Below are 12,570 nucleotides of genomic sequence, written 5' to 3'. Positions count from 1 at the left end.
CCCGGCACCGCCCGCGCTGAAACCGCCGGGCGGCTCAGGGGCGCGGCCCGTCACGGTCGCGGAGCAGAACACCGCGGCGGTATGCCGTGGCGCCAAACAAAGGAAAGCAGTGGCAGAACGCAGCCTGTCCCAGATCGTCACCGACACGGTCCGGGACTTCCGGAGCCAGGTCCCCGAGTGCATCGCCTCGGGCTGGGTAGACATGTCGACAGGCATGCTCCTGGTGGCGGACACCCTGGACGACCACCCGTCCGAGGTCCTCGACCTCCTGGCGGCCGCGACGTTCGACCTCTTCCAGGGCCGCAACGTCACGATGATCGAGGACATCTGGAAGCAGCAGCGGGGCGTGCAGTCCGACCGCCACTACTTCCAGGAGATCCTGATCAACAGCGACAACCTGGTCCACCTGTTCATGCGCAGCGCGTCGAACCAGGACCTGGTCGCCGTCGTCGTCTGCCGCCGGCAGGTCAACATCGGCATGCTGTTCGCCCAGGCCCGCATGGTGATGAAGCAGGTGGAGGACAACTCCGCCTCCTGACCCGGGTTCCGGCCGGCCCGCGGGCCGGCCGGTGCGGGTACTTCAATTCACCACCCCGGGGTTCGCGGCGGTACGCGGGCCCCGGCGCTTTGACTTGTGGACTTATCCGGCACGGCCGGCGCCCTCGCGCGCCCCGGGCCTGGACGCGGGGGAATGACGTGCCGGTCTCGGCGAATGGAAATGTGCTGGTCTCGGTGAGGACCGGCAGTGGCTCGGCGCGGCCGATCGACGCGGAACGGCGATGGCGATGACAGGTGCTGCGGCCGACTCGGGCGGGCTCGGCGACCACCCGATACGCGCGCTCGCCGACGCGCTGCAGATCCCCGGCGCCCGGCGGGTCGCACTCGTGGCCGAGGGCTCCAGCGTGCCGGCCTGGTCCTCCACACCCGGCGGTCCGGACGAGCCCATCGAGGGTACGGCCACCGTCGCGGTAGTGATGGTGCAGGCGGCGAGGGAACTGCTGCGCCTGACCGCGGGCGGCGACATCGACGACGTGCTGCTGACCAGCACGGACTTCTTCCACGTGCTACGCCTTGTCGAACGGCCGGGGCGCGGCGCGGAGGTGGTGCACCTGACGTTGCACCGGCCCGGCGCGAACCTGGCGATGGCCCGGCACGAGTTCCGGCGGGCGGCGCTGCTGTACCGGGACGGGCCGTATGCGCTTGAGGCGTCGCCGGGCGGGCAGGGAATCGTGGTGCCACCGTCGACGCCGCTGATCGCCCCGGTGGTGGTGACGGCTCCGGTGGTGACGGCTCCGGTGGTGGTGACGGCTCCGGTAGGGGTGACGGCTCCGGTCGCGGAGGAGTTGGTCGGGGCGGAGGCCGTCGTCGAGGCTGACCCGGCGGAGTCCGTTGCGGAGCCGCGGTCGGATCCGGAGTTGGAGCCGGAGCTGGAGCCGATCGAGTCGGCTGAGACGGTTGCGGGGCCTGAGTCGTTCTTGGTCTCCGCGGTGACCGCTGACGGCGCGGCGGAGGAATCTTCCGGGGCTTTGGCGCCGATTGCCGAAGCCGAGCATCCAGCCGATCCCGAGCTGCCGGTTGAGTCTGAGCCGCCGGTTGAGTCTGAGTCGGTCCTTGAGCTTCAGACACCCTTTGAGTCTGAGTTGGGCCCTGAGTCTGGGTCGCTCTTTGAGCCCGAGACGGGCCCTGAGCCTGAGCCGAGGCTTGAGTCTGAGTCGAATCCGGAGCCGGAGCAGGACCGGGAGTCTGAGCAGCTGTCCGACCCAGAATCGTTCCCCGAGCCCGAGCCCGAGCCCTACGCCGAGCCCGAGCCCTACGCCGAGGCCGAGCCCGAGAACTCTGTCGATCACGTCCAGCTCGCCGAATTCGCCCCGCTCGCCGACCACGGCCCGTCCGGCGATCGCGGCCCGTCCGGCGAGCCGCAACAGATGACCGAGCCCGAGCAGCCCGTCGAGCCGCCCTCATTCGACGAACCACAGTCCTCCGCCACAGCCGCCCCGGCCTCGGAGACCGGTGCGGTCCCGGTGGTCGTCCCGGATTCAGTGGTCGTCCCGGATTCAGTGGTCGTCCCGGACTCAGTGGCTGACCGGGACCCGGAGGCCGAAGCGCTCGCGGAGGCCGACGTGCTCCCGCACCCGACCGTCACCAACCTTCCGCCCTTCTTCGAGCCCGCCCCCGACTTTCCGCCCTTCGACGACGCATTCCAAGAGTTGCCCGTACCCGAGCGGCAGATTTCCGATTTGGACATGCCGATCGCCGGGCTGCAACCGCCTCCGGAGGACGTCTTCGAGCCACTCGCGCCCGCCGTCGGCATCGCACCCGTCGTCCCCGCGCCCGAGTCCGGTGCCGGCCTGGAGCCGCCGCAGACCCCGCCCGGCCACATCTCCCCGGACTTCGAGGTTCCGCCGACGGCCGATGTTCCGCTGCTGCCGATCTACGATCCGCCGTTCGACGCCGCCTACGACCTGCCGGCCGAGGGCGCTCACCGGCAGGAAACCCCTCCCGACGCCGACTACCAAAATTTCTACGACCCGACGCCGCTCCAGGACGACGACCCGCCGCACGAGACCGTGGCGTACCCGCCGCCGCTCGGGCAGTTCGGGAACCCCTATGGCGTCTCGCGTCGCCCGGGTGCTGCGCTTGCCGCGCAGGACGCGGAGGACGCTGAGGCGTGGGCCGCTGAGGACGAGGCCGCCAACGTCGCCGCGGACGTCGCTGCGCGAGCCGTGCTGGAGGCCGGTTATCTGCCCGGTTACCAGGAGCCGGATGCGGCCTGGCCCGGGTATGTCCCGCGGGACGTGGACTTCCCGGTCAGCGAGCCGCCCGTCTACCTTCCGACCCAGTCGGAACCGCCCTGGCCTGGGGAGACTATGCCCACGTCCGACCACGTCGACCCCCCGTCCGGGGATACGCTCACGGTTGTGGCCGCCGATGACGGGGGAGAGCTGCTGCCGCGCCGTACCGTGCGGCCCGGACCTGTGCCGGAGCCCGACCCGGGCCTGGATCTGCCGGTCGAGCTCGACGACGGTGAGGTGCCGTCGCTGCTCAGTCTGCTGAATCAGCCGTTCACGAACGACTCGCCGGCCCTGGACCGCATCATGTCCGCGCTGCGAGATCTGTGATCGCCGCAAGCCCCATCACGCCGCCCCCTGCCGCCGGAGAGAAAATCGTGTCGATGACCACCGCACCGCATGACCCGTACCAGCCCGCACGGACCGAGCTGGCCTCCCTTCGTACCCAGGTCACCGGCGTCAAGGGGAGCATCATCTCGGGTGTGGACGGCCTGCTGGTGCTGCACGACCTGATCACCCAGGCGGAGCCGCACGACCTGGCCGCGCTGGCCGCCGCCGCTTACGGCATCGGCCGCACCTGCGGCGCCGCGCTCAACCAGGGCTCCTTCAGCGAGTGCACGGTACGCAGCCAGGGCGGCTACTTCGCGGTCTACGCGATCGGCGACCTCGCCCTGCTGGCAGTCCTCGGCGACGACGGCCTCAACGTCGCACGCCTGCACATCGAGGCCCGTGCGGTCGCCGCCCGCCTCGCCCGCCAGCTCACCAACCAGGCCATGCAGCAGAACCACCTCTGATCAGTCCCGGTCCGGAGCCGCCCGCGGGTGAAACCGGTGCGGGCGGATGAGCCACCCGCGCCGGTTTCCTCCGTCAGGCCCGCGGCCGGGCGCCCGCCGTCGTCACCAGGTGAACTGCTGGAGGTGCGCGCCGCCGTGTCACTGCCGTGTGGCTGCGATCCGCTGCCGGCACACTGCCGCTCCTGCCGACGCAGCGCCCCGAACAGCGGAAACCCCGATAGGGAACCCGAGCAGAAACCACGAACGAAACCCGGAAGCAAGAGCACAAGCTGCTTTCCCACTCCCGGGGTGGTTGCGGCCCGCATGCTCCCGCGGGCAACGGTCGTCGCTGGCGCTCCTTCCTGTCTGACCCGCTGTGGTCCGGCAGAACCCCGGCGGGCGCACTCGACGAGGCACGGGCCCTGCGCCGCCGGGGTGCCGGTGGTGCGGCGGCGGTCGCATGTGGCCTTTCCCGCCCCGCGCGGCACCGGCTCCGCGCCGCCCGGCAAGCTGAGCGCCGGCGGAGTCTTGGTGGGCGGCGGCGAGGTTCGCCCGTATGCTGCCGACTCTGTTGCCTATTCGATGGGCGGTGGGCGGCCCGCTGGGCTGGTTCACGCGGAGAAGGCGAGGGCCGCGTGCGCTAAATATCAGCACGAGGACGTGCGCAAGCCGTGCAACGCCGTCCGGAGCAGGTCCTGACACCTGGGACCACAGCGACAGCCGCAGTCACGCCGTGGGGCCATCCGCCCGAGCCGGCCGCGGCCGGCTCCTGCCCTCAACGCCGCGATCGTTTCACGTCATGGCCTGGAGACGTCATCGTTGGCACTTCTCCCCAGAACGGCCCATCTCGTCGTTACAGGCTGGAGCAGCCCTGCAGACCAGGTGAGCCGTCTAGGCGATCGGTCCTGACGGCCTGGCATCTATATCGCGAAATATCGGGCACGGAGTGCCCGTGCTGCCCGCGAGACGACGGCGGGCGAGGTGGGGAGGAGCAACTGACTCCGCGGGCAGGTGGGGGTGTCTCTCCGCCGCTGCCGAATGGGGAACAGAGTCGGGAGCGTGCGGGCCGGACCACGCGCGGGCCGATCTGAATGTTGATCTGTGGCTTGCCGGTGCCGGGTGTCAGGAGTAGCGGCGGGCCAGGGCGGATGCTTCGGTGGCCATGGCGAGACGGAGGGTGGCGGGGGAGAGGACCTCGGCGTGGGCGCCGAGGGGCAGCAGCGTTTCGCGGGCGTGGGAGTCCGACTCGATCGGGACGGTGACGTGCAGGCGGCCGTCCGGGTGCGGGGTGGCGGTGGCGTGGGCGGCGCGGGCGACGGCCGGTTCGAGCAGGTCGGGGAGGCGGGGCATGATCTCGGGGGTGAGCAGGAGGGTGGCCTCGGCGCGGTGCCGGCGGGCGTCGAACGCGGTGAGGTAGTCCTGCCAGTGGGTGGCGAGGTCGAAGTCGGCGGGCGGGGCGAACGTGCCGGTCAGTGCGGTCGCCCGGCTGATCTGTGAGACGCGGTAGGTGCGCAGGCCGCGGGCGGTGTCGGCGACCAGGTACCAGGCGCCGGCCTTCAGGGCCAGGCCGTAGGGGCGGACGGTACGGATCACGGTTTGCGGGGCGGCCCAGCGGCGGTAGCGGAGGCGCAGCGGGTGCCGGGCCCAGACCGCGGCGACCACGGCGGGCAGGTGTTCCGGGGGTGGTGGGCCGTCGGCGTACCAGGCGGCGGGGTCCAGGTGGAAGCGGCGGCGCAGCGCGTCGGCCCGGTCCCGCGCGGCGTCGGGGAGGGCGGCGCGCAGTTTGAGTTCGGCGGCGGCCAGCACGGCGCCGAGGCCCAGGTCGGCGGCGGGACCGGGGAGGCCGGTCAGGAACAGCGCCTCCGCCTCGTCGCCGGTGAGGCCGGTCAGCCGGGTGTGGTAGCCGTCGACCAGGCGGTATCCGCCGTCGTGGCCTGCCTCGCCGTAGAGCGGTACGCCGGCGGCGGCGAGCGCGTCGACGTCGCGGTAGACGGTGCGGACGGAGACGTGAAGTTCGGCCGCGAGTCGCTCGGCGGTCATCCGGCCGTGCGACTGCAGCAGCAACAGCAGGGACACCAGCCGGCTCGCGCGCATGTGACGGATTGTGCCGGTCTTCACTGACAGTCTCTGTCAGGGGAGTCGGCCTACCGTGCCCGCGACGGGTTCCGGATTCCAGCATGGAGCGATGGCGATGACCGCACAGGTGAATGGTTTCGACTTTCTGATCGGGCGCTGGCAGGTGACGAACGTGCGGGCGGACGAGGAGTTCCCGTCGACGGCGGAGTGCCGGCAGTTGTTCGGCGGGGCGGCGAACATCGATGAGATCGACTTTTCGACGCGGGGGTTCCGGGGCTTGACGCTGCGGCTCTACGACGCGGCGCGGGACGAGTGGACGCTGCACTGGGCGGACAGTCGCACCGGCCGGCCGTCCCCGCCGATGGCCGGGCGGTTCGGGGAGGACGGGACCGGCGTGTTCTACGGCGAGGATGAGGTGGACGGTGTGCGGGTGCGCTGCCGGTTCGTCTGGACCGTGCTCGGGCCGGACGCGGCGCGCTGGGAGCAGGCGTATCCGGACCGCGACGGCAACTGGGAAACGAACTGGATCATGCAGTTTGTGCGCATAAAGTAACTGACTCTTGACGTACCGTGTCTGGCGCTATTGCATCGAGGTGGCTCGCTGCGACGATGCAGGGGCGTCGGAGGTGCACGGTGGTCAACCTGATTCTGGGCAATTGTCCCGGCTCGTGGGGAGTCCGGTGGGCCGGCTGCGGGCCGTACCCGCCGTGGGAGCGGTTCCTCGACGAACTGGCCGGCGCCGGCTACTCCTGGCTGGAGCTCGGGCCGTACGGCTACCTGCCGACCGACCCGGCCCGGCTCAACGACGAACTCGGACGGCGGGGACTGCGGGTCTGCGCCGGCACCGTTCAGGGCTGCGGCGGCCTGCACCGCGCCGGGGAGTTCGGCGACGCGCTCGCGCACGCCCGGATCGCCGCCGAGCTGGCCGCCTCCACCGGTGCCCACGACCTGATCTTCATGCCGCTGCCGGACGAGGAGGAGCTGACCGGCGACGACTGGGACGTGCTTGTCCGCACCGCGAACGAGCTGGGCAAACACATGCTCGGCGAGTACGGGCTGACGCTGCGGTTCCGGCCGCACCCGGACACGTTCCTGGAGACGGGTGCGCAGATCTCCCGGTTCCTAGCCGAGTCCGATCCGGCATATGTCGGGCTCTGCCTGGACACCGGCCATCACGCCTATGCCGGCGGCGATCCGGTCGCACTTATCGCCGACCACCCGGACCGGGTCGGCTTCCTGCACGTCAAACAGGTCGACGCCACGAAGACGATCCTCGCCCACCGGGAGCGGCTGCCGTACGCGCAGGCCGTGGCGCGTGGCATCTGCTGCCCACCGCCCGGCGGACTCCCCGACCTGCCCCCGGTCCTGGACGCGCTGCGTGCCCGCGGGCGGGACGCGTTCGTGGTGGTCGCCCACGAGCCGCCACCGGGACCCGGCAAACACGCCGAGATCGCGGCCCGGACCCGGGACTACCTCCGCGACTGCGGCGCCAAGGGGTGAGCGGCTGAAGCGGGCCGGCCACGACCGGGCCGGCCACGACCGGGCAGGCGTGCCGGAAGGGGGTGAGCGTCGGGAACGCCCAACGTGCAGAGCGGGCGTCACCCGACCGTGCGAAAGTGTCGGTTTTCAACCGCTCTGACCTGCCCAAACTCCGGATAGTGGCGCACACTCGACCGGTGGTGAACTTTTGCCGCCCGGTGCGGACGGGCGTGCTGTTGCTTTTCGGTATGGGCCTGATGGCCTGCGCGGGCTGCTCGTCGGAGCGTCCGGTAATCACGAGTGAGGCGGTCGTGCCGGCGCCGGCTCACTGCGCGCCGCTCGGCGGTGACCCGTTGCCGCCGATGTGCGCGCCGGGTTCGCGGAGGGCCGCCGGGGCCTCTGCTGGCGCGGTGCCTGTGAGTGATCCCGCGCCGTCGGACGCCCGACGTGGGCAGGCGCCGGTGGTGGCGGAGGAGCCGGTGTCGCCGGAGTTGATGCCGGAGGCGCCGTTCTCGGGGTGGGGGCTGCCCGGTGCCTGGCTGCCGGATCCGGACCCCTGGCGGGAGGCGGAGGAGGCGCCGGTGGTGGGGGAGCCCACGACGACCATCGGCGGCGGCGGCGAACCGGCTGCCGAAGGGCCGGCCGGGGAGGAGCCGATCGCCGTTTCCGAGTCGCCGTCCCCGCTCGACGGCGTTTCCCCGCCGGGCCCCGCGTCCCGGCCCGGCACGCAGCCGGCCTCGTCCGGGACGGCGGAAGGGCAACCGGCCGCCGTGTCCGAGGTCCCCGCGCAAGCCGCGCAGGATGCCTGACCCCGCGGTCCCGACCCAGCCGACCGGCCCGGAACCCGTGTCCGGGGCGGCACCTGGACGGTCGCCGCTACCGTCGGCGCCCGCGATCGAGATGCCGGCGGTCGCGGGGTCGCCGGGCCGGGCGGGATCGGCGGCACACTCGCCGGAGAGCGTTCGGGCCGGGGCGCTCTGGGGGACCGCGATGTGGCGCATGGCCGGCTCGGTGGCCACCCAGTCCGCGCTGATCAGCGCGATCCTCTACTACTTCGGCACGATCCGGCTGCGGGCGACCTTCGACTACTTCGGTGTGGACGCGTCGGCGCTCGGCTTCTCCGTCGCCGACAACCTCATCCACAGCGTCAACGCCGCGTTCCAGCCGCTGATCCTCGCCGGGCTCGTCGCACTCCCCGCGCTCACCCTGCACCGCCGCATCGTCGTGCCGGTGCTGCGGCAGGCCGCGGGCGCACGGCGTACCCGCTGCATCCGCCGTCTGTCCTTGATCTTTCGCACTGCCGGGGTGCTCGGCTGTCTGGTCGTGCTCGCCGGACTCCTCGACCGCGGTGACATCGGGCAGCCGCTCGGCATCGCGCTCCCGCTGATCTTGGCCGCGTCCGTCGCGCTCGTCGGCTACGGCCATCTGCTGATGGACCGCCCGGAACAACCGGAGGAGGCCGCGATTCCGGCCCGTCTGCGCAGCCTGGTGCTTGCGGTGCTTGCGGTTGCCGGGCTGCTCTGGGCCACCGGTCTCTACGCCCAGCGGATCGGGCGTGACTACGCCCTCTACCTCGCGGCCAACCTCGACGCCCGGCCGCAGGTCGTCCTCTATGCCGCGGAACGTCTGGCCATCGCCGGGACCGGGGTCGAGTCCCAGGATCTCGGCCCGCAGGCCGGTCGCTACCGCATCCGCTACTGGAACCTGCGGCTGCTGGCCCAGCGCAACGACATGCTCCTGCTGCTCCCGGAGACGTGGTCGCCCGGCACCGGCCCGGTCTACGTCATCCCGGCCGCCGACACCCGCCTGGACCTCACAGTTCCGCCCCGCTGAGCCCGAGACCGGGGCTTCACGTGCCGACTACGGCATCACGGCGCGCGCCACCGCCTCGCGCAGCAGCGTTCGGCGGGCCTCGTGGACCGCGGCGGGCTCGTCCGTGCTGGCCGCGTACGTCCCGGTCGCCGGTGACCACGCCGATGCCATCGCGAGGACCAGCATCACCAGATCCACCGGGTCGCCCGCCCGCAGTCTCCCGGCCGCCTGGGCCTCGCTGACCGCTGTCGTCTTCAGGTCGGTGTCGTGGTCGCCGATGGACAGCCCGGCGGGCCGGCGTTCCAGCCGCGACCAGGCCAGCAGCCGGATGAGGTCGGGGCTGCGAAGCGTCATGTCGTACACCCGGACCGCCCACCCCGGCAGGTCGTCCGCATCGAACTCCACGTGCGAGTCGCCGCGGTCGAGGCAGTCCGCCAACACCGCGTCGAACAGGGCGTCCTTGCTGCCGAAGTAGGTGTACAGCTGGGCCTTGTTGGTGCGGGCCGCGGCGATGATGCGGTCCACCCGGGCGCCGGCGATCCCGCGCTCGGTGAACTCGGCGGTCGCGGCGTCGAGGATGCGCCGGCTGGTGGCGGCGCCACGCGAGGTGGTCGGCAAGTCGGGCATGACGGGCACTTTAACAAACAGACGAGTTGGTTTGTTTTGCCGCCCGCGGGCCGCTACGGTGGGCGGCAGACCGAATAGTCTGTCTGGGAGGAACGACAAATGCGTACCACCACCGCCTGGCTGAGCACTGACGGCACCACCACACTCCACCGCGGCGAGATCATCCGCCGCGACCTGCGCGACGACGACCTCGCGGTGCGCATCGACTACTGCGGCGTCTGCCACAGCGACCTGCACATGCTCAACGGCGCCCTGAGCCGCTTCAAGAGCTTCGACGGCGGCGTGGTCGCCGGGCACGAGTTCACCGGCACGGTCACCGAGGCCGGCCCCGCGGTCACCGGCTTCACCGCCGGAGACCGGGTCGCGGTCGGCACGCTCGTCGACTCCTGCGGCGTCTGCGCGATGTGCGAGGCCGGCCAGGAGAACTACTGCCTCGCCGGGCCGACAAGCACCTACGGCAGCCCGGACCGGATCGACGGCACGCCGACCAAAGGCGCCTACAGCCGGGAGTACGTGGTGCGCGCCCCGTTCGCGTACCACCTGCCGGACGGCCTCGACCCGGCCGCGGCCGCGCCGCTGATGTGCGCGGGCGTCTCCGTGTGGGAGCCGATGCGCGCTGCAGGTGTCGGCCCCGGCACCCACGTCGCGGTCGCCGGGCTCGGCGGGCTCGGCCACCTCGGTGTCAAGCTCGCGGTCGCGCTCGGCGCGGAGGTGACAGTGCTCAGCCGTACCCCCGAAAAGGCAGTTGATGCCCGTGAGCTGGGCGCCTCCGAACTGTTGCTCACCACGGACGACGCCGCACTGGCCGCCGCGCGTGGCCGATTCGACCTGATCCTGGACACCGTCTCGGCGCCGCACGACCTGTCACCGCTGCTGCAGCTGCTCGCCCTCGACGGCACGCTGAGCGTGCTCGGCTTCCCGCTGCCGACCACAATCAACCTGATGGAACTGGCGATCGGCCGCCGCAAGCTCAGCTCGTCCGGCACCGGCGGCCGCCGGGGCACCGCGGAACTGCTTGCCTTCGCCGCCGAGCACGGCATCACCGCCGACATCGAACTGCTCCCGTCCGCGCAGGTAAGCGATGCGCTGGCGCGCCTGGAGAAGGGCGACGTCCGCTACCGCTTCGTGCTCGACCTCTCCGACCTCGACTAATCTCCTGGCCTTGTGACGACCCGCCTTCTCCGCGGCGCCGCCCTCGCCGGCCTGCGCGCCCGATATTTCTTCATATAGGTGCCGCCCGCCGCGTTCGTACTGACGGCGAAAGATCGCTGCCCCTGTCGCCTCGGTGCCGGCCCGTATGACCGCCTGGACCGCAGCGCCCGGTGGTCTTGCTATGTGCTGCTCGGCGGTGGTGCAGGTGTCAGGTGCGGCATGAGCACGCTATTCGTCGCGAATGACGTGCACACGCCGCACCTGGCCGTCGATCTATCAGCTGTTGCCGAATGATGATGGCAGCCACGTACCGGCAGCAGGTAAGTCAGGCGTTGGGTCTGATCAGGTGATGGTCGAGCCGCCCCGGCAATAGAGCCGCTCCCGCGGGCACACCGGAGCGGCGGGCTCCGCCGGCGCTCCGGAGCCGGGTGGCGGACGCGTCACCGTACCCGCGAAGGGCCGGTTTCAGCGGGTACGGCGGTAGTGCATGGCCACCGCGCCGTTGCGGAGCGGCGTCGCCGAGACCAGGTCGAGCTCACGCGTGCCGGGCAGGCCGCTCTGGTAGAGGGTCGGGCCATGGCCGGCGATCCTGGGCTGGACGAGCAGCCGGTACTCGTCGATCAGGTCCAGCCGGTCGAGCTCGGTCGCGAGTGTGCCGCTTCCGAGGAGTACGCCGGCCGGGGTCGCGTCCTTGAGCTTCCGCACGCCCTCGCTCAGGTCACCGGCGATGTGATGGCTGTTGGCCCACGGGAAGTCCGTACGTGTCGACGACACCACGTACTTGGGCTTGGCCTGCAGCTTGGCCGCCCACTCGCGCATGGCCGGCGGCGCGTCCACGTCGCCGCGGGCGACGGCCGGCCAGTGCCCCTCCATCATCTCGTAGGTGACACGACCCCACAGCATCGCCCCGCTCTCGTCCATGAGACGGGTGAACAGGGCATGCGTCTCGTCGTCGGCGATGCCCTCCTGGTGGTCGACGCAACCGTCCAGGGTGACATTGATGCTGAAGATGAGCTTTCCCATGGCCAGCGAGCCTAACGTCACCGCGGCGGCGGGACCCGAGCCACGCCTGAGTAGACCTGTGGAGATCGCGCGCAGCACCGTCCCGCGTTGCTGAGGACGGTCGCCACCTGTTAAAACAGGCCGAGTGTCATCGTCCAACCGGTGGGAGAGTAAGTCATGAAGCGCGATCGTTCTGCCGCTGAGACCGGCACCGCCGGCCGGATCCCGCCGGTCTACCGCGCGGTCATGGCGGCGGCGGCTCCGATCGTCAACTGGTGGGGCCGCCTCGAGGTGGTCGGCCTGGACAAACTCCCCACGCACGGCGCGACGCTCATGCCCGCAAACCACGACAGCGCATGGGACCCGGTCGTCATCGCCGTCGCCGCCCGCCGGCACCGCCAGATCCAGGCCCTTGCCAAAGCCTCCCTGTGGAAGAACCCGCTGCTCCGCCGGATCCTCGACGGGATGGGCCAGATCCCGGTCCGGCGCGGCCACGCCGACATGGACGCGCTCGACGCGGCCGTGCAGTGCCTGAGCTCCGGCGGCTGCCTCGGCATCTTCCCCGAAGGCACCCGCTCCAAGGGCCGCCAACTCCGCGCCCGCAGCGGTGCCGGACGCCTCGCCCAGGCCGTCCCCGAGGCCCGCATCATCTGCGCCGCGGTCTCCGGCACCGTGGACATCGCCCGGTTCCCCCGCCGCCCCCGCCTCACGGTGACCTTCTTCGAACCCACCCCGCCCCCACCAGCGGAGACCGCCCTCGAACTCTCCGCCAGGCTCACCGCCGAACTCCGCGCCATCGCCCCGGTCGCCCCGGCCGAACGCCCCTCATAGCGGTACGGCAGACCGTCACAGCCGAGGCG

General features: G+C 71.5%; 12 protein-coding genes. 9 read left to right on the top strand and 3 right to left on the bottom strand.

Annotated features, from left to right (window positions below; translation table 11 throughout):
- Positions 1–109: 109 nt before the first annotated feature.
- The 3 genes from ACIA8K_RS16880 to ACIA8K_RS16870 all read left to right on the top strand — a co-directional run bounded on the left by ACIA8K_RS16880 (position 110) and on the right by ACIA8K_RS16870 (position 3,583).
- A complete protein-coding gene (locus tag ACIA8K_RS16880) occupies positions 110–538 on the top strand; it encodes a hypothetical protein (protein ID WP_396059688.1) in 429 nt (142 codons plus the stop codon).
- Between the two features lie 241 nt (positions 539–779).
- Complete coding sequence (locus tag ACIA8K_RS16875) at positions 780–3,119, top strand: hypothetical protein (RefSeq protein ID WP_396059686.1); 2,340 nt, start codon at positions 780–782, stop codon at positions 3,117–3,119.
- A 53-nt stretch (positions 3,120–3,172) separates the two neighbouring features.
- Entirely contained in the window at positions 3,173–3,583 is a 411-nt protein-coding gene (locus ACIA8K_RS16870) for a roadblock/LC7 domain-containing protein (RefSeq protein ID WP_396059685.1), read from the top strand.
- Positions 3,584–4,684: 1,101 nt separating this feature from the next.
- Here the strand turns inward: ACIA8K_RS16870 and ACIA8K_RS16865 are convergent.
- Positions 4,685–5,656, bottom strand: a complete 972-nt coding sequence (locus ACIA8K_RS16865; RefSeq protein ID WP_396059683.1) for a helix-turn-helix transcriptional regulator — start codon at positions 5,654–5,656, stop codon at positions 4,685–4,687.
- Positions 5,657–5,753: 97 nt separating this feature from the next.
- Between ACIA8K_RS16865 and ACIA8K_RS16860 the strand changes: the two genes are divergently transcribed.
- The 4 genes from ACIA8K_RS16860 to ACIA8K_RS16845 all read left to right on the top strand — a co-directional run bounded on the left by ACIA8K_RS16860 (position 5,754) and on the right by ACIA8K_RS16845 (position 8,950).
- Positions 5,754–6,191 (top strand): hypothetical protein, encoded by a 438-nt coding sequence (locus ACIA8K_RS16860; RefSeq protein WP_396059681.1) that lies wholly within the window; start codon positions 5,754–5,756, stop codon positions 6,189–6,191.
- A gap of 80 nt (positions 6,192–6,271) precedes the next feature.
- The gene (locus ACIA8K_RS16855; RefSeq protein ID WP_396059679.1) at positions 6,272–7,138 is read left to right on the top strand and encodes a sugar phosphate isomerase/epimerase family protein; all 867 of its coding nucleotides are present in this window, start codon (positions 6,272–6,274) and stop codon (positions 7,136–7,138) included.
- A gap of 389 nt (positions 7,139–7,527) precedes the next feature.
- Entirely contained in the window at positions 7,528–7,926 is a 399-nt protein-coding gene (locus ACIA8K_RS16850) for a hypothetical protein (protein WP_396059677.1), read from the top strand.
- A complete protein-coding gene (locus ACIA8K_RS16845) occupies positions 7,919–8,950 on the top strand; it encodes a hypothetical protein (protein WP_396059675.1) in 1,032 nt (343 codons plus the stop codon). Before ACIA8K_RS16850 ends, ACIA8K_RS16845 begins: the two co-directional genes overlap by 8 nt.
- Positions 8,951–8,977: 27 nt before the next feature.
- On the opposite strand, the gene ACIA8K_RS16840 is transcribed toward ACIA8K_RS16845, so the two are convergent.
- On the bottom strand, positions 8,978–9,556 hold the full coding sequence (locus tag ACIA8K_RS16840; protein WP_396059673.1) for a TetR family transcriptional regulator: 579 nt from the start codon (positions 9,554–9,556) through the stop codon (positions 8,978–8,980).
- Between the two features lie 99 nt (positions 9,557–9,655).
- Here ACIA8K_RS16840 and ACIA8K_RS16835 point away from each other — a divergent pair, with 99 nt between their 5' ends.
- A complete protein-coding gene (locus ACIA8K_RS16835) occupies positions 9,656–10,708 on the top strand; it encodes an NAD(P)-dependent alcohol dehydrogenase (protein WP_396059671.1) in 1,053 nt (350 codons plus the stop codon).
- Between the two features lie 465 nt (positions 10,709–11,173).
- On the opposite strand, the gene ACIA8K_RS16830 is transcribed toward ACIA8K_RS16835, so the two are convergent.
- Positions 11,174–11,731: a dihydrofolate reductase family protein gene (locus ACIA8K_RS16830; protein WP_396059669.1), complete on the bottom strand. Its 558-nt coding sequence runs from the start codon at positions 11,729–11,731 to the stop codon at positions 11,174–11,176.
- Between the two features lie 156 nt (positions 11,732–11,887).
- Here ACIA8K_RS16830 and ACIA8K_RS16825 point away from each other — a divergent pair, with 156 nt between their 5' ends.
- Complete coding sequence (locus tag ACIA8K_RS16825) at positions 11,888–12,541, top strand: lysophospholipid acyltransferase family protein (RefSeq protein ID WP_396059667.1); 654 nt, start codon at positions 11,888–11,890, stop codon at positions 12,539–12,541.
- Positions 12,542–12,570 lie beyond the last annotated feature (29 nt).

The sequence above is a fragment of the Catenuloplanes sp. NPDC051500 genome (assembly GCF_044454585.1).
GTDB lineage: Bacteria > Actinomycetota > Actinomycetes > Mycobacteriales > Micromonosporaceae > Catenuloplanes.
Note: the sequence above shows the minus strand (reverse complement) of the source record. Positions and strands in the feature narration are given on the sequence as shown.